This window comes from Mycobacterium angelicum, from assembly GCF_002086155.1.
GTDB classification, from domain to species: domain Bacteria; phylum Actinomycetota; class Actinomycetes; order Mycobacteriales; family Mycobacteriaceae; genus Mycobacterium; species Mycobacterium angelicum.
In genome coordinates this window covers 89,384-106,942 of record NZ_MVHE01000015.1, presented here as the reverse complement: position 1 = coordinate 106,942, position 17,559 = coordinate 89,384, and the positions used below count along the sequence as shown (strand labels likewise).

Below are 17,559 nucleotides of genomic sequence, written 5' to 3'. Positions count from 1 at the left end.
CCGTCGGCGTGGGCATCGCCGTCGGACAGGCGGTGCGGACCTCACTGATCGTCGTCGTGGTCATCACGCTGTTCATCTCGCTGGCGGTATACGGCGCGCACGGCAACTTCAACCTCTCAGGGTAGCTCTCAGGATAGCTCTCAGGATAGCTCTCAGGGTAGGAAGCCATATCCGTCCAAGCTTGCGCGAAGGTAGCTCGGGCTAAATCGCCTATGCGGCAAGGAATCAGCGAGTATCGCTTCGATGTATTTGAGAAGGTCTATTGTCGTCGCCAGTTCATTCTCGATGCACTTCAGGAGTTCCCACGCTTGTACTGGAGTCAACCGGCAAGTGGCCAAACCGGCTTCGGCGGCGGCGTCGACCAACCCCGCAGTGGGTAGCGGCGGGTGCCCATCCCCAATAAGTTCATCCAGGTAATGGCGGCCATTAGTTTGGTCCATGAAAGCTTTCATCACGTCGATTCAATCGATTGTGGGGCGGCCGGCGAACCGCGCATTAGCTGCCAGCCCTTCAACTAATGGCGCATTACCATTAGACAACATGGGGCAACAAAGTCCAGATGCCGGCGTTAGAAGTTGCCGAGATCACATCCGATTTATATTCGTGTAAAGATGATTGACATTCAGGCACGCAGCGATGCCGGACGGTCAAATGTACAGTGCCACTTGGGATTAGCTTGCGGCCCCATAGCCTTATGCCGGTGCACTATTATCCACGATCAGTTGCGACTGCGGCATTTTATATACGCGACACGCCAAATTGGCGACAGTTGAGGCATTTTTGTCCGTTACCCGGGCCGATTTGTCCATGACGATGAAACCAATTTGAAACCGCAGTAGCAGTCGGCCGCGACTTGACGTAGCGACGCCGGTACTCGCGAATGCCACCGGCATAACAGTTGGGGTGTATCAGCACTGTCGGGGCAACGAGCGCGGTGGGTGTCAGAGCGTCGTGAGCCGCTTCATTCTCATTCATGCTCCTTGCCCACCTGCTCGCATCGCGGCATCCTGCTGAAATCTATACTGTAATAGATTAAGTATTGCCAATACCGAGGAGCCGGCGTGAAAGTCCCGTTCACCTGGAAGGTCACCGGGTGGTTCACGGTCGGATGGTCACCCGAGTTTGCGGCCGGAGAGCTCCGGCCGCTGCACCATTTCGGCAACGATATGGGCGCCCATCGCGACGAATCCGGAGAACTGCATGTTGTCGACGACGAAACAGAACTCCGTGAAGCATCCGGCACTGTCTAAAGTCGATGCGAAACCCTATATGGCGTTGCGGAATTGGGCCACCCAGTGCTACGACGTCCCGCCGCGCGACGACATCACAGCGACCGCACGATGACCGCCCGCCTCGCCGACCTCGCGGCGCCCGAGCACACCGCGGTCGTCACCCAGGAATGTCAGGGCGCGGTCATCGGCCCGCACGCCGGACTTGCGGTACTCGCCGAGGAGGCGCGGCGGATCGCGCTGCCGAACATCGTGCGGCTGCTGCCGGCGGCCCGCGTGGCCGGGGTGCAGGTGGTGCATTGCCTGGTGCAACGACGACCCGATGGGCGCGGCTCCAATCACAATGCCAAGGTTTTCGCCGTCGGACACGGCGTGGACATCGCACCCGGGTCGCCCGGTGCCGCGTTGCTCCCCGAATTAGGCCCCGAACCAACGGATTTGGTGTTGAGTCGCTGGCACGGCGTCGGACCGATGGGCGGCACCGACCTCGATGCGATCCTGCGCAACCTCGGGCTTTCCACCATTGTGGTAGTGGGTGTTTCGCTGAACATCGCGATACCCAACGTGGTCATGGACGCGGTCAATGCCGGGTATCGCGTTGTCATACCCAGCGATGCTGTGGCCGGCGTGCCCAGCGAGTACGGCGCAGCCGTCATCGCCAACACCCTGTCCCTGCTGGCCACCATCACCGCCACCGACGAGTTGATCAACACATGGAAGGGACCATGACCGAAACCGCACCCGGAATCCGCGGCGGATTCCCCGAAGTCAAACCGCTGGGCGCACCGCCCGATCTGGGCCGGTTCGCTGCCGCGATGCGGCGCCTGCAGGACCTCACCGTCTCCACCAACCCCGATGCCTCGGTTTGGGCCGCCGCTGCCGATCAGGTCGAAAGCGCTTGCGCCATGCTGGAATCCCATCGGGTGCCCGACGTCGAGGCGCCGGCGGGCAAGGTCATCGAACTACCCGGCCTGGGCCATCCGCTGCTGCCGCCGTGGACGCTGCGCGACGGCGGGGCCGACGGGGTAACCATGACCGGACATTTCACCCGATCCCACGTCGGCGGGAACAACGCGGTACACGGGGGCATGATCCCGCTCTTCTACGACTGGCTATTCGGCATGGTGGTCTCTACGGCCGACATTCGCCCCACCCGCACGGCTTACCTGCACGTCGACTACCGCAACGTCACCCCGATCGATGAGCCACTGACCGCGTATGGCCGGATCACGAGATGCGAGGGCCGGAAGGTCTTCATCACCGCGACCATGACCGCCGCCGACGACACGCTGCTCACCGAGGCCAACGGCCTGATGGTCCGCCTGCTACCCCACCAACCGTGAGAGGTCTGATGTCTGAATTTACCGTGCCCGCCGTCGCGCGCGCTGTCGCCGCCGCGATCGGTGAGCGCGAGCTGATCGTCCACGGCGACAAGCGCTACAGCTACGCTCAGGTCGTCGAGCGAGCGAACCGCCTTGCCGCATACCTGCATTCGCAGGGACTGGGCTGCCACACCGAGCGATCCGATCTGGCCGGCCATGAGGTGGGCCAGGACCTGCTGGGCCTCTATGCATACAACGGCAACGAATTTGTCGAGGCGCTGCTCGGCAGCTTTGCGGCGCGCGTCGCCCCGTTCAACGTCAACTTCCGGTACGTCAAGAACGAGCTGCAGTACCTTCTCGAGGATGCGGGCGCGAGCGCACTGATCTACCACGCCGCGTTCGCCCCAAGAGTGGCCGAAGTCCTGCCGGACCTTCCTGCCCTGCGGGTGTTGATCCAGATCGCCGACGATTCGGGCAACGAATTGCTCTACGGTGCAGTCGATTACGAGGACGCGCTGGCATCCGTTTCTCCCGGGCCGCCGCCGGTGCAGCACTCCCCTGATGACCTGTACGTGCTCTACACCGGCGGGACGACAGGCATGCCCAAGGGCGTGCTGTGGCGCCAGCACGACATCTTCATGACTTCCTTCGGCGGCCGTGATCTCTACACCGGCCAGCCCGTCGGCTCCATCGACGAGATCGCCGCGCGGGTAACCGCGGGGCCCGGAACCAAACTCATGGTGTTGCCGCCGCTGATCCACGGCGCCGCCCAGTGGACCGTGATGACGGCCATGACCACCGGACAGTCCATCGTTTTCCCCTCGGTGGTAGACCATTTGGACGCTGAGGATGTCGTGCGCACCATTGAACGCGAGCGGGTGGCGGTGGTGACGGTCGTGGGCGACGCGATAGCCCGCCCGCTGGTGGCAGCCATCAAAAAGGGCGTCGCGGATGTGTCGTCGCTTGCCGTCGTCGCCAACGGCGGCGCGCTGTTGACCCCGTACGTCAAACAGCGTTTGATAGATGCCTTGCCCAATGCCGTCGTCGTCGACGGCGTCGGATCCTCAGAGACCGGTGCCCAAATGCACCACCTGTCAACATCGGGTGCGGTGTCGACGGGCACCTTCAACGCCGGGCCGGACACCCTCGTGGCCGCCGAAGACCTGACGGCGATGCTGCCGCCGGGCCATGACGGCAACGGGTGGCTGGCGCAGCGCGGTCATGTTCCGCTCGGCTACAAGGGCGACGCCGTCAAAACCGCGGCGACCTTCCCCGTCATCGACGGCGTACGGTACGCGGTTCCCGGCGACCGGGCGCGACACCGTACCGACGGCTGCATCGAATTGCTCGGCCGCGATTCGGTGACGATCAACTCCGGCGGCGAGAAGATCTTCGCCGAGGAAGTCGAGACCGCGATCGCCTCGCATCCCGCGGTGGCAGACGTGGTGGTTTCCGGTCGGCCGAGCGAACGATGGGGCTCCGAAGTGGTGGCGATCGTCGCGCTCGCCGAGGGGGCTGACGCCGACTCCGATGAGCTGGTCGCCCACGCCGCACAATCGCTGGCCCGCTACAAACTCCCCAAGGCCATCGTGTTTCGCCCGGTCATCCAGCGCAGCCCGTCCGGGAAGGCAGACTACCGGTGGGCGCGGGCACAGGCCGAAGCCGAATCATGAGCGAATTGCATCACGCGATCTTGGGCGGTTGGATGTTGGAGTCCTTCGTCTCCCGAAGCGCCGGTGGGTCCCGCCACCCTCTGGGACAGAACCCTTTTGGCTTGATTCTCTACACCGTCGACGGTTACATGTCCGCGCAGCTGACATCCGATTCGGGTGACGAATACATCGCGTACAGTGGCAGGTTCCATGTCGACGAGGCGTCGTCCACGGTGCGCCACGACGTGCTGGTATCGAATACGCCGGAGCTATTGGGGCAGAGCCTGTTTCGCCGCGCTCATCTTGACGGTGATCGGTTGACGTTATCGGCGAGCGTGACGTCGTCAAAAGGTAGGACCATCAACAGCACCTTGGTGTGGCGCCGGGAGCAGACGGGCTAGCGCAGCACCCGGACCGGCACATTGCTCCAGCCCGCCACGTTCTGCATGTTCACCCGCCTGCAGCTACTCCAGTCGACCTCGTAACGCGGCATGAAATCCAGCATCCGACCCAATGCGATCGCGCTTTCCAGGCGCGCCAGTGCCGCGCCCAGGCAGCTGTGGATGCCATAGCCGAGCCCCAGATTGAGCGACTGAGTGCGGTCGCGGTTGATGTCGAAAGTATCTGGCTCGGTCCACGCCAGCGGATCACGGTTAGCCGAAGCTCCCACTAAGAACACCGGCTTACCCGCCGGTATGGTCGTGCCGTGCAGGCCGACGGCGCGCATCGAGCGGCGCACGTTGTACTGTGCGGGCGCTTCGTAGCGCAGCATTTCGTCGACCGCAAGCGGAATCTTGCTGCGGTCATGTAGTAGCTGCTGCCACTGGCCGGGATTTCTGGCGAACACCACCGCGGCGTTGCCCAGCAGTTTGGTCACCGTCTCGGCACCGGCGCCCCCCAATAGCGTTGCGAATTCCGTGATCTCGATGTTGGTCAGTGGCTCCATCCGTCCGTTGTCGCGTTCGATCTCGGCGTTGATCAGCCTGCTCAGCAGATCGTCACCCAGACTTTCACGCCGCATTCTGGTGAGCCGGTAGTAGTAGATGGCCATGTCGACGGCCGACTTCAGACCCGCCTGACTCATCTCGACTTCGCCGGCGTCGCGGTGCAGCAGATCATCGATCCACAGCCGAATCTGCTGGCGATCCTGCTCCGGAACACCCTGCAGCGTCGTCATCACGTCGACGGGGAACGGCGCCGAAAAATCCTGAACGAAGTCGAAGCCGTCCGGATCCACGGCAGATAGGTGCTTGTCCACCACTTCAGCCACCAACGGCCGCAACGCCTGAATGGCGCGCGGGGTGAACACCTTGTTCAGTAGACCGCGCATGCGGCGGTGCGCCGGAGGGTCCATGGCAATGATCGATCCGTGCGAGGTCACCTCGCCTTTACGCACCTGAGCGAGGTCCACACCGTAGGCAGACGAGTAAGTTTCGAAGTCCTTGAAGGCCGCCGCCACATCGTGGTGGCGGGTCAGCGCGTAGAAGTCGTACTCCGCGCTGTAATAGACGGGTGCTTCAGCACGCATTCGCCGGTAAGTCTGATAGGGATCGTTGAAAAACTCCTCGGAGAACGGGTCGAAGACCACGGCGGCCGTGGTCATTCGGCCCGCGCTACCTGCAACTCATCGCACCACTCCGTACCCGCGCCGTCGTCGACAGGCCAGCTAAACGTGGTCATCTCCTGCCCTTTCCGGACAACATGAAGCCCGTCCGGCACGCTCAACGGTAATGGTTACAGTATTATAACCAATTGTTCCTGGCATCGCGGGAGAAGCCCTACGCCCTACCGGGCACCCGGGGCCGCCGCCGACGCCGGTTTGAATTTAATCAAGCGTTCTTGCGCGCATTCAAAAATTGGTGCACTTGGCATCCAACCGGTGAACTTAAACTTAGGCGAGATGCGGATCACACTTTGTCTTCCGCCGGGAACGATCGCAACATGCGGCGGGAAGAAGGGACACTTCGTTGTCAGCAACACGGCCCGCGATGCGGCGAATTAATCTGGTAGCTGCAAATGGAATTCTGCGCTCAGGTGAGTCAGAAGTTGGGGATTGGGTGTCGAATGCGCTGTGCAAGAACACAGATCCTGACGAACTCTTTGTCCGGGGAGCCGCGCAGCGTAAGGCTGCGGCCATCTGCCGCCACTGCCCGGTAATGCGGGAATGCGCAGCAGACGCGCTAGACAACCAGGTCGAGTATGGCGTCTGGGGCGGCATGACTGAACGCCAGCGCAGGGCGCTGCTCAAACAGCACCCCGAGGTCGTGTCCTGGGCGGACTTCCTCGATAAGCGCAACACTCGCTCGGCCGGATAAATACCGACATACTGGCGGCTCCGGCCTAGCCCAAAAACGCTGCACTCGAAGGCTTTTCGCGATCTTTCGTATTGCGGTTGCGCTATTGATTGAAAAGCTCGGGCGACATCGGCTTGGCAAAATGCCAGCCTTGCGCCGCGTCGCAGCCAAGGGCACGTAATCGGGCAGCTTGGCTCGCGGTCTCGACTTGCTCAGCGGTGACGGTAAGACCGAGCGTATGAGCGAGGTCGATCATGGCTCGGGTGATCTGTTCGTCGGCCAGCCGCCCCTGAATATTGCCGCCGAGATTCTTGATGAACTCGCCGGCGAGTTTGACCACATCGACGGGCAGGTCACGCAGGTAGGCCAAGCTGGAGAACCCGGTGCCGAAATCATCAATGGCGATGGAAACGCCCATATCGGACAACTGCTGCATCCGCTTCACCGAATTGTCGTCCTTACCCAGGACCGCATTCTCGGTAACTTCCAACTGCAGCGCATGCGGGGGCAGGCCGGCGTTGCCAAGTGCGTTCTTGACAACCGAAATGAAGCCGGGATCGCAAATGTTGCGAACGGCAGCGTTAACGCTGACGAAGATTTGCGAGTCGGCGGACTGGCCGGCACCCCAGGCCTGCATGTGGCGGCAGGCTTGCTCGACCACGAAATTCGTCAGTGGCACGATCATGCCGTTTCGCTCGGCGAGGCCGATGAATCGGTCTGGCAACAGCGTTCCCAACGTCGGGTGCTCCCAGCGCAGCAAAGCCTCGGCGCCGATGACGCAGTTGTCGGCGAGCCGCACGATCGGCTGGTAGACGAGACGGAATTCCCCGCGGTCGAGCGCTTTGTGCATGGGGGTGTTTTAATGATGGCGATCATGGATCACCCACCGGTTGCCGCCGGCTTGTTTCGCGCGCGCCAGCGTTACGTCTGCTCCCTTCATCAGGTCGACCTCAGAGATAATGGCGACCTCTTGTTCCATGACGCCCACGCTGGCGGACACCGTAATCGGGTTTCCGTCGATATCGAACGGCGACTCAAGGACACGTAAAACCGAGTCAGCGAGGTCGGTAACCTCGCTCGTGCTGGCAGGTTCTGGCAACAGGAAGACGAACTCATCGCCACCCAGACGCGCAACAAATTGCTCAGGTCGCTGCAGGCACAAGGACAGTCGCTCGGCGACCATGACGATCAGCTTGTCGCCGACGTCGTGTCCGAGCGTGTCGTTGACGTCCTTGAAGCCGTCGAGGTCGACATAGCAGATGCCGACCCGGGATTTCGGGTCTTCGAACGCAGCGCTGAGACGATCGAAGAACTGACTGCGATTCGGCAGTCCGGTCAACGGATCGTGCAGGGCTTGGTGACGCAACTGTTGTTCAAGCTGGTGGCGGTCGGTCACGTCGCCGAATACGGCCAGGGTGTAAATGGGTACGCCGTTGACGTCTCGGATCAGTGAGACGTTGACGGTATTCCAGATGGTGTGTCCGTCTCGGTGCAGGTGGGGTTTTTCCAGGCTGACCATCTCTACGTCGCCACGCATCAATGCCGCGTACTGATCCCAGACTTCGGCGGTGTCGTCGGGATGGGTGAGATCGCTGACCCTAAATTTGTTGATGAACTCTTCTGTCTCATAACCAAACATCCGGGCGAAGAAGGCGTTGACTACCAGGATCTTGCCGGTGATGTCGGATATTCCCACCCCGACACCCGCCTGGGCGAATACCGCGCGGAGGAGTTCGGCGTCACGACCACTCGCGCCACCGGCAAGCATCGTCTGGATCGCGCCGTTCGTCGCGTCCCGCTTGGCCTCCGCGAGTACAGCACCCACGTCGTCGTCAACATCCATCTGGTCGAAACCCTCCCTCACCGAGACGACCAAAGATCAACTTCTACACCGCTTCTACACCGCTTCTACCGGGCAATTGCCGAGCTGCGCTCGCAAGGACCCCCGCACCGCCCCAGATCGATAGCCCTACCACCAATAACCGTCGTCAGCAACATGCAATTTTCACACGCGGCACCTAGGAACGGAACGGAGTGAGGTGAACTTGCCTCAGGATCCGTTCGGGTTCGCGGCAGGTAGAAAGGCAAGTCGCTCGATTGTACTAGGCGGGCGTACAATTGGTACACCATCGAACGGCCTGTTTTGATCAGTGACTCAGCAACGGCGGATGAGCCCAGCAAAGAAAGACCTCGCATTGAAACATGTGATGCAGCTGCGGGATGCGGGACAAGACGCAGCACGCCGACACGCATTTTTCGCCTGGCTGTCCAGCGACCGGGTCCCGGCTCGGGACCGGTTGGCCATCGGACCGGCCGGCGCACTGTTCATCATGCAATTCCGGGACATGAACCGCTGGGTGCTGAGATTCCCGGAGCCGCACGACGAGTACGAGTGGGTGATCAATCTCGGCACGCTCGAAGACGAGAAGCACTCGAAGATGTTTCTCGAGGATTGGCGCAAGCTGGACATCGATACCCGGTTGGGCTGGCGCACCAGCGACATGCTGTGGTGGCTATTCCTGTCCTCGGACCAGGAGACGTTCCGTCGCAGCGGAATTGAGTTCATCCGGCTGGTCGCTGACGACGGCGACGATGCGCTGATCCGGTTCGGCCACTCCGAGGCGGGCGAGGCCACCGGCCATGTCATGCTCAGCAATACCGCACGCGTCGCCGCTACGTTGTCGGGCCAAACAGGACTCGAATACCGCTACTTCGGCCCGTACCACCTAGACCTGGAATCCGGGCACGTCGGTAACACCGAAGGCGTCTTCGAGACGGTGGTACTCGACCCCGAACGGCGGGAGCGCGCGGGCGAAGCATGCCAACGAATGTTCGCCATCTTCGACGGCATTTTCGACGGATTCCTGGACTACGCAACTACATATCTCGATACCGGCACCGTCCCTCGTCGCCCGCAACCACCCGCTGTGGCCCAATCTGATTGGACTGCCCCCGCACTCGCGATCAGCCCGGCAGACGACAACGACGCCGCCATGCTTCGCCACATCGAGGAACGCAAGGACAGACTGCGGGCACACCCGTTCTACGACTGGCTCCGCAGCGATCAACGCAGTCCCGCAGACAAACTACGTCAGTTCATTCCCATGTGGGTGATGGACATTCTTGGCTACCGCGACCTGACCAAGTACGCGTTGACCTTTGCCGAACCGGCGAGCGCCGCAGAGCAAGCGGTGAACGCTTGGGCCGCGCGGCTCTCTGAACACAGCAAGCTGTTTCTTTCAGACTGGGATGCGCTGGGACTCGATCACGTGCTCAACCACACGGCTAGCGACGCGCTCGAATGGCTATTCCTCGACGCCGACATGGATCTGCACCGGCAGAACATGATCGAGTTCGCCAAAATCGCTCTGCAACACAGTGATCCGGTATTGCGCTGGTGGATGCTGGTAGCTCTGGAATCCACGGGTGAGGAGTTCTTCGCCCAGACGCAACCACTTGCCCTGGCCGCCGAAGCCGAAACCGGCGGCCGACTGGACTACCTTGCCGGCCGTCATGACCCGCCGACCGCTGGCGACGCCGGCAAGAGCGAAATTGAGATAAGCCCACCCGCGGCACTAACCGGTGAGCGATTGGAACTTGCCAAGAGCATTGCGGATCATGTGTTCGACTCGATGGAGCGACAACTGTGGCGCTCCTACGCCATCGTCCGCGCCGGCAAGTATGCCGCCCTGGCGCTGCACAACTAGTTCGCCGAAGCCTTGTCGGCCGGCGGCGAATAGTTCGGTTTGCCCAGCCCCAGCACATGCTGGGCGATCATGTTGCGAAAGACCTCCAGCGTGCCCCCGTAAATCCCGGCCAACGGGGCGAATCGGTAGAGATACTCCGATGCCCCGTTGTCGGCGGCGCCGTCGGTGTCGATAGGCAGCGCCGAGGCGCCGCCGGCAATGTCCATCAGATCGGCCCCGATGTCGCGCATGGTCTGCGCCTGCGCGACCCGGCCGAAGATGCTCGGCGTCGACAGCGCCGCCTCTAACCGGGCGGCGCTGCGGCCCAACCGATATGCCACCGATCCATCGTCGATCGGACGCACCCCGTCATCGCCGGGCTGCCCGACCCGGGCCACCACCGCGTCCACCGCCGCGGACATGAAGCCGGTTTGGTGCTGCATGATCGCGACGTCCTGCAACCCATCCGGCGACGCGGCGACGGCACCGTGCTCGGCGTCCAGCGGTCCGCGCAGGACAGTCCAGCCGCCGTTGACCTCACCGAGCAAGTACTTGTCATCAACGCGGACATCGGTGTAGTACACGATGTTGGTTCGGTCGCCGTCGACGGTGCGGATGCCCTGAATTTCAATGCCCGGCGAATCAAGGGGAACCAGAAACATGGTAAGGCTCTTGTGTTTACGCGCATCCGGGTCGGTGTTGGTGATGAGGAAGACGTACTGACAGTTATGCGCGCCGGTGGTGAACATCTTCGAGCCGTTAATGATCCAGCTCGACCCATCCGCCTCCCGCACCGCCCGCGTCTTGCACGTCGCGACGTCGGATCCGCCGTCGGGCTCCGTATAACCCAGGCACATTCGCACCTCGCCGCTGAAGACTCTGGGCATCACCTCCTCGACGAGTTCGGGCTTGCCGAATGCGGCAACAGCGCGCGCCACCATCGCCGTCGTGCCCCACGTCACCCACGGCGTGTGCACACGGCGTTTCTCCAACTCCCAGATCCGGCGGCGGACCCGGGTGAAACCCCCTTCCTTAGTGGACTTCCACTCCTTCTCCAGGTATCCGGCCGCGCCGATCGCAAGGTGCACCCCTTCGTCGAAGTTGTCTCCGGTGTCGCGGTCGCGGCGGCGAACCTCATCCGTCACGTGTTCAGTGAGAAACGCGCGAACCTCGGCCAGAAACTTCTTGTCATCGGCGTCGAGCTCGACGAGGGCGAAATCCATTGTTCGATAGTCCTTTACGCGGGTGCGCCAGCGCGTTCGCGGTCCGCGACGAGTTGTCCGACATGTTTGGCGGTAGCGCCCGGATCGCCACCGGCCACCGCCCACCCCCGGGCTCGGACCAGATACGCCGTCCCCGCGGCTTCGACCGACACCCCGAGACCGCCCTGAATGTGGACCGCCATGGTTGCGGCCTTGGGCGCCTCCTCGGCCATGAAAACGAACGCGCACCCCGGCAACTCCGGCCGCTCGTTCGGCTCGTTGTCCAGGAACCACGCGGCTCGCCGGGCGAGGTTGCGGCCGCCCTGAACGACGATCGCCATATTGGCCAGCGGATGCGAAATCGCCTGCAGTGTGGCAATCGGAACGCCAAGGGTGTAACGGGTCTTGGCGAACTCGGCCGCGATGGTCATCGTTTGTTCGACGAGGCCAACCAGCGCCGCGGCGGTCAGCACCCGCCACTCATCCAGCGCCCGGCGGTAGGCCGCGACGGCAGCTGGACCCGAACCCAACACCGTTCGTGACTCGGCGGCGCCGGGATCCACCCAGGCCATCGGGAGCTGGCCGAGATTAGACACGCGCGCAGGCCGGGTGACAAACCTCAGCAGCACCACGTCGTCCCCATCCCGGATCATCAGACCGTCGGCGATCGCCGCAACAGGGATAAGTCGCAGTCCCGCAACGGGTTCCAGCGCGGCGTCGAGCCCCAGAATCCGACTGCCCTCGATCATGCCGGCGTCGACCGAGTCCAGCCGCTCGGCCAGCCGCGCGGCACAGACGTGGTCGATCCAGGGCACCGGGGCAAGCGTGCGGCCCAGTTCTTCGGCGACCAGCGCGAGATCCACCAAGGTCGCTCCGTCGCCGCCGGCACCTTCACCTACTGCCATGGATGTGGCGCCCATGGCGCACAACCGCTCCCACAGACTCTTGTCGAACCCGGTTTCCTGTGCAGCCCAGACCGTCTCGATCGGACAGTGGGCCGCAAGCAGTTCTCGGTAGGCGGCCTGCAGGGCCTTGTGATCCTCGGTCAGGCTGTAGTCGAGCCGGCGCAACTCGTATCTATCCATCGATTACCGCTCCTGATTCCGGGCCACCGAAGAAGAATTCGTTGGCGTTGCTGTAGAGGTATTTGTCCAGGACTTCGGCGGGCAGATCCAGGGCGTTGGCTTCGGGCACCACGCGATGGTGGCGCAGTACGGGCCAGTCGGACGCGAAGATGACCTTGCCCGAGCCCCGGGTGCGCATGTAATGGATAATGCTGTCCGGCAACCGCTTTGGCGACCACGCCGAGGTCATCAGCCGCAGGTTCTGGTATTTGATCAGCATCCGGATCGCGATGTCCCACCACGGATCTGCGCCGTGGATCATGCACAGCTTCAGCTCGGGAAAGCGCACGCACACCCGGTCCAGGTGGATCGGGTTCTGTACTTCGCCGGGGATCGGCGGTCCTGGGATTCCAGTATTGACGCACAGCGGCAGGTCGAGTTCGGCGCACTTGGCGTACAGCGGATAATACACCGCATCGCTGGGCGGATACGCGCCGTCGGCCCAGAAACTCGGGCCGACAACGGCATACGCCAGCGGGAGATCGGCCGCCGCCGAAGTCAGCTCCCGTAGTGGCGCCACCGGACGCAGCAGGTTGATGCCACCAAGAGCCAGCACGAATCGATCCGGGCGCGCGTCGACGAACTTACGGGCAGTCACCGATGGCTTGGCCAGGCTGTCCATCAGGACGGCCTTGTGCACGCCGTGTTCGTCCATCTCGTCCAGCAACTCCGAAAGGTCCACCGGGTCGAACATCGACTTGGGTCCCTTGAAGTAGTCGTCGCGGACCTTGGTCATGAACTCGGGCTGTGCTTCCGTCTCACCGAAGTGGACGTTGACCAGACAGTCGATGACCGGCCTGGCGTCCGGCTGCGTCATTGCGTGGTCCTAACGCGTTGTGTGGCATGCTGTTTGGCCCACCTATAGTCGGCCTTGCCGTTGCCCAGTCGGCGCACCTGGTCGACCACGATGAACGCCTTGGGCACCTTGAACCGCGCCAAATCGGCCGCGCAGTGCGCGCGTAGGACATCGTCATCAACCTCGGCGCCCTCACCGCGCAATTCGATCAGCGCCACCGCTTCCTGCCCCCACCGGTCGCTGTCTCGGCCGACCACCAAGGCGTCAGCGACACTGGGGTGCGCCCGCAGGACCTCTTCGACCTCCTCGACGAAGACCTTCTCGCCACCGGTGTTGATCACCAGCGAATCCCGGCCGAACAAGCGGAGCGTGCCGTCGGCTTGCACCGAGGCACGATCGCCCGATATCACCACCCGCTGCCCATCCACCACCGGAAACGTGTTCGCCGTTGCGGCACGGTCATCGAAGTAACCCAACGGGATTCGTCCGGCGCGGGCCACCCAGCCGATTTCAGGATCACCCGGCTGAAGGAACCGGTGGTAGTCCTCCGACAACACCAGCCCGCCCGTTCGCAACACGAAGGTGTCGGCATGGGTGCCATGTCTGCTGCGCCCGAATGCCACGTTCCCGGTTTCCGAGGAACCGTAGCCGTTGATCAAGGTGATGTGCGGCAAGTAGTTCAGCACGGCCTGCTGATATTTGACATTGGTGGCCGCCCCGCCGGTACCGATGGCGAACAACGAAGTCAGGTCATAACTGCGCCGGCTGAGTTCGTCGACAAATGGCGCCGCGTAGGCATCGCCCACCATCGTCATCATGCCGACCTTCTCACGCTCGGCGATCTCGAGCGCCGCGGCCGGGTCGAACTTCTGTCTGGTGTCGTAGAGCACGGCCGTCTGTCCGGACAGCAACGCCGCGAACGCGGTCCACATGCCGGCGGCGTGCATCAAAGGTGAAACAGCGAACCATGGCGGGCCGGCGTTGCGCACCCGCTGACGGATCTCGTCGGCGGCGGCGTGGTCGTCACCGTTCATCGAAGCAACGTATATGTCGGCCTGCCGCCACATCACGCCCTTGGGCCGCCCGGTGGTGCCGCCGGTGCATATCATCAGTACATCGTCGGGTTGAGGCGTGTTCCCATGATCCGAATTGCCGCGCGCCAGAGCATCTTCGAGGGGTACGGCGCCGGGCAATTCGGGGAGGTCACTGCCGTCATCAACGGAGATCAACAGTTCGGCGCCCCCGGGCAGCACGTCGGCGAACTTGGCACCCAGCGAGCGGTGGTAGACGATGCCGCGCGGCTTGAGGTAGGTCAGCAGGTCCGCCACTTCGCGGGGCGTGTAGTAGTGATTGACGTTCACCGGCACCACCCTGGCCTTCAGGCATGCGATGACCATGTCGGGATAAAGGTCGTTGTGCATAATCAGCGCAACGCGATCCTGTCCGCATTCCCAGTTACCCAGCACCTCGCGTTCGACATGCGCGCCAAAGCCGTTGGCCGCCAGGTAGTTGGCCAGCCGGCGGGTTCGGTCGGCAGACTCGGCGAATGTACTGCGGCGTGATCCGCAGACGGTCATCACCCGATCGGGCACTGCCTGGGCAACCGCGTCCAAGACCGCTCCGATCGTCCATTCGCTCATCGGGCGCGCTACACCATCACTGGGAGATTGGCACCGAGCAGGTCGAGTGCGTTGTCGCGCATGACTTTTCGGGTGTCCTCGGCGCTGAACTCAGGAAACTGCGGAATATCGGCGACGAAAGACATCGGATCGGCAAGTCCCTCACCATGCGGCCAGTCCGAGCCGAACAGGATCTTTTCCACGCCTATGGTTTCGGCGAGCAGCTTGACGTCGTCCTCGTAGTAGGGCGCGATCCAGACGTTGTTCCGCAGTTGCGCCACCGGATCCTCCTTGAAGTGATGCGGGGCAGTGTTGGCAGCCTTCTTCAGCCGCTTGATCAGCCGGTAGACGAAATACGAGCCGTTCTCGATGCTGACGACCTTGAGCTTGGGATGCCGGGTGAAGACCTGATGAACGATCATCGATGCCATTGCGTCGTGAATTGCCCGATCGTCCAACAGGACTTGGTCGAGCGGATCCTTCTTGCCGAATCCTTCAAACGTGCCCTTGCCGCCCCACAGCGCGTTGATCGCGAGGTACCCGCTGTCACTGAGATGGAAGCCGACGGGGACACCGGCGTCTGCCAGCCGCTCCCAGACCGGATCGTGCACAGGGTCACCCAGTGAGCGCGGCTTGACCCGTCCTGGCACCGGCGCCGGGCGTACCAGCACCAGCCTTGCGCCCCTGCCCAACACAAAATCGACCTCGTCGACGGCCCTGTCCGGGTCGGCCAGCGAAATGATTGGTGCCGAAATCATTCGGTGATCGGGCCGGTCGAAGCCCCAGTCCTCATCGAGCCACAGGTTGAAGGCGTGGATCGAGGCGATGGTGGCGTCGATGTCATGCTTGAGCGCCTCCTCGACCCCACACGCGAACGTGGGCAACATGAACACCATTTCGAGGTTCTGGGTGTCCATGACCTGCACCCGGGCATTCCGGTTCTGGTATTCGGGATGATTCTCCAGCCGATCGACCTTCATCAGCGATGCCGGGTCGACCCCCTCGGGGATCTCGCCCCGAAACAGCAGATCTAGACAGCCGGGCTCGATGATGGGGTCGAAGGTCGGGTTGGGGACGAACTGATTGATCCGCTCGCCGATGACCGCCCAGGTGCGCTTGCCATCATGCAGCATCTGCACGCCGCGGCGCTTGAATTCCTTGGGCAGGTGCCGAGTGAACGAGTCGATCGGTTCGTAGTAGTGGTTGTCGACGTCAATCGCCCGGTAGTCCAACGTGGTCATGGTGGACGTCCTCTCAAAATAGGCGCGTAGTAGATACTGTATACCTATCGGTACAGCTTTCTACAAAGCGGGCCACGCGCGCGTGAGATCGGTAAAACGCCTGGTCAGTCGGGTTGTGCTGGACTACGCGATGGCGCCGGAGTTCTTCAGCTCTTCGATGCGGTCCCAGTCCATGCCCAGTTCCGTCAACACCAGTTCGGTGTGCTCGGACGCCTGCGGGGCCCGCGTGGTTGCCAGCGGCTCCTGGTTGAATTGCACGGGCCCGCGGACGACCTTGAACGGCACTCCCCCGTCGGCGGCCTCCAGTTCGACGATCATGTCGTTGGCAATGGCCTGCTCGTCAACGCCGAGGTCCATGGGGCTCTGAAACGGCGCCCATTGCCCCTTCATCGTCTTGAGGTGTTGACGCCAATACTCGAATGGCTTGCCCGCAATGGCCCGCGCGATCAAATCGCTTGCAGCTTCGGCGTTTTCCATCAGCGTAGGAGCGGTCGCGAACCGAGGATCGGCTGCGGCCGCGGCGATGCCGAGGTGTTCGAAGGTGTCGCGGATATACCCGGTCGGGCTCACGATGCACAAGTTGATGGTGCCGGCGTCGGAGGTCTGGAAGTTGCCCAGAAACGGATTGAATTCTGAGCCACCGGATTTCGGCATCGCCACCCGCATAACTTCACCGGTATCCATGGCCTGTGCCATGGTCGCGCCGGCCGCCCACCACGCCGTGCTCAGCAGCGATACGTCCACATCGAGGGCTTCACCGGTGCGCTCGCGATGAAGCAGCGCCGCGGCGATGCCGCCGGCGATGTTCATCCCGCCGATGGAGTCACCGAAGGCCGGAATGCCTTGACTTAGTGGCGCACCCAGTTCTGGCGGGGTCAGGCAGTGACCGATGCCGCTCCGCGTCCAAAACGCCGTCCCGTCATAACCGCCGACGTCGCGCTCGGGTCCCTTGTCCCCGTACGCGCTGCCACGCGCGTAGACGATGCTCGGGTTCACCGCACGAATATGCTGCACGTCGAACCTGTTCTTCTGACGCGCCGACGGCAAGTAATTGGTGAGAAACACGTCGGAACTTTTCGCGAGTTCGTAGAGCACTTCCTGGCCCCCCGGCGTTGACACGTCAATGCCGACGCTGCGCTTGCCGCGGTTGGGGTGCTCAATGAGCGGATGCCGGTCGGGGTTGAGGTGGAAACCGCCCATGTGCAGGAAGCCCCGCTGGGTGTCGCCTCGAACCGGATGTTCGACCTTGATGACGTCGGCGCCCCAGTCGGCCATTATGGCGCCGGCTGCGGGGACGAATGTGAACTGTGCGACCTCTAGGACCCGGAAGCCCTCCATCACCTTGACCACGTGAAACCACTCCAAGACGCCGACGGCTGAATTTCGCAACGTGC

Annotated in this window: 13 protein-coding genes and 4 pseudogenes; 8 read left to right on the top strand and 9 right to left on the bottom strand. The window is 62.7% G+C overall.

What is annotated here, in order from left to right:
- From BST12_RS30830 to BST12_RS12735, 6 genes and pseudogenes are all read left to right on the top strand, one after another.
- Positions 1-125: pseudogene (locus BST12_RS30830) on the top strand (ABC transporter permease); the annotation flags it as partial.
- A gap of 936 nt (positions 126-1,061) precedes the next feature.
- A pseudogene (locus BST12_RS12755) lies at positions 1,062-1,211 on the top strand (Rieske (2Fe-2S) protein); the annotation flags it as partial.
- A gap of 129 nt (positions 1,212-1,340) precedes the next feature.
- On the top strand, positions 1,341-1,958 hold the full coding sequence (locus BST12_RS12750) for a cysteine hydrolase family protein (RefSeq protein WP_083113482.1): 618 nt from the start codon (positions 1,341-1,343) through the stop codon (positions 1,956-1,958).
- Positions 1,955-2,572, top strand: a complete 618-nt coding sequence (locus tag BST12_RS12745) for a PaaI family thioesterase (RefSeq protein ID WP_083113481.1) — start codon at positions 1,955-1,957, stop codon at positions 2,570-2,572. Before BST12_RS12750 ends, BST12_RS12745 begins: the two co-directional genes overlap by 4 nt.
- Positions 2,573-2,580: 8 nt before the next feature.
- Positions 2,581-4,224 (top strand): acyl-CoA synthetase, encoded by a 1,644-nt coding sequence (locus BST12_RS12740; RefSeq protein WP_083113480.1) that lies wholly within the window; start codon positions 2,581-2,583, stop codon positions 4,222-4,224.
- Positions 4,221-4,604, top strand: coding sequence for a lipocalin-like domain-containing protein (locus BST12_RS12735; RefSeq protein WP_083113479.1), 384 nt, complete (start codon positions 4,221-4,223; stop codon positions 4,602-4,604). The genes BST12_RS12740 and BST12_RS12735 overlap by 4 nt, the downstream gene beginning before the upstream one ends.
- On the opposite strand, the gene BST12_RS12730 is transcribed toward BST12_RS12735, so the two are convergent.
- On the bottom strand, positions 4,601-5,806 hold the full coding sequence (locus BST12_RS12730; RefSeq protein ID WP_083113478.1) for a cytochrome P450: 1,206 nt from the start codon (positions 5,804-5,806) through the stop codon (positions 4,601-4,603). The two genes, BST12_RS12735 and BST12_RS12730, sit on opposite strands and share 4 nt — an antisense overlap.
- Positions 5,807-6,170: 364 nt before the next feature.
- Here BST12_RS12730 and BST12_RS12725 point away from each other — a divergent pair, with 364 nt between their 5' ends.
- A complete protein-coding gene (locus BST12_RS12725) occupies positions 6,171-6,518 on the top strand; it encodes a WhiB family transcriptional regulator (RefSeq protein WP_083113477.1) in 348 nt (115 codons plus the stop codon).
- Between the two features lie 82 nt (positions 6,519-6,600).
- On the opposite strand, the pseudogene BST12_RS34850 reads toward BST12_RS12725, so the two are convergent.
- Positions 6,601-7,893: pseudogene (locus BST12_RS34850) on the bottom strand (putative bifunctional diguanylate cyclase/phosphodiesterase).
- A pseudogene (locus BST12_RS34845) lies at positions 7,873-8,265 on the bottom strand (PAS domain-containing protein); the annotation flags it as partial. The pseudogenes BST12_RS34845 and BST12_RS34850, both read right to left, overlap by 21 nt.
- 400 nt (positions 8,266-8,665) lie before the next feature.
- On the opposite strand from BST12_RS34845, the gene BST12_RS12710 reads away from it, so the two are divergent.
- Positions 8,666-10,204: a hypothetical protein gene (locus BST12_RS12710; RefSeq protein WP_083113474.1), complete on the top strand. Its 1,539-nt coding sequence runs from the start codon at positions 8,666-8,668 to the stop codon at positions 10,202-10,204.
- Here the strand turns inward: BST12_RS12710 and BST12_RS12705 are convergent.
- The 6 genes from BST12_RS12705 to BST12_RS12680 all read right to left on the bottom strand — a co-directional run bounded on the left by BST12_RS12705 (position 10,201) and on the right by BST12_RS12680 (position 17,503).
- Positions 10,201-11,406 (bottom strand): acyl-CoA dehydrogenase family protein, encoded by a 1,206-nt coding sequence (locus BST12_RS12705; RefSeq protein ID WP_083113473.1) that lies wholly within the window; start codon positions 11,404-11,406, stop codon positions 10,201-10,203. The two genes, BST12_RS12710 and BST12_RS12705, sit on opposite strands and share 4 nt — an antisense overlap.
- Positions 11,407-11,420: 14 nt before the next feature.
- Positions 11,421-12,470, bottom strand: a complete 1,050-nt coding sequence (locus tag BST12_RS12700) for an acyl-CoA dehydrogenase family protein (RefSeq protein WP_083113472.1) — start codon at positions 12,468-12,470, stop codon at positions 11,421-11,423.
- A complete protein-coding gene (locus BST12_RS12695; RefSeq protein WP_083113471.1) occupies positions 12,463-13,326 on the bottom strand; it encodes an amidohydrolase family protein in 864 nt (287 codons plus the stop codon). Before BST12_RS12695 ends, BST12_RS12700 begins: the two co-directional genes overlap by 8 nt.
- Complete coding sequence (locus BST12_RS12690; RefSeq protein WP_083113470.1) at positions 13,323-14,945, bottom strand: acyl-CoA synthetase; 1,623 nt, start codon at positions 14,943-14,945, stop codon at positions 13,323-13,325. The genes BST12_RS12695 and BST12_RS12690 overlap by 4 nt, the downstream gene beginning before the upstream one ends.
- An 8-nt stretch (positions 14,946-14,953) precedes the next feature.
- On the bottom strand, positions 14,954-16,165 hold the full coding sequence (locus BST12_RS12685; RefSeq protein ID WP_083113469.1) for an amidohydrolase family protein: 1,212 nt from the start codon (positions 16,163-16,165) through the stop codon (positions 14,954-14,956).
- Positions 16,166-16,288: 123 nt separating this feature from the next.
- The gene (locus BST12_RS12680; protein WP_083113495.1) at positions 16,289-17,503 is read right to left on the bottom strand and encodes a CaiB/BaiF CoA transferase family protein; all 1,215 of its coding nucleotides are present in this window, start codon (positions 17,501-17,503) and stop codon (positions 16,289-16,291) included.
- Positions 17,504-17,559: the final 56 nt, after the last annotated feature.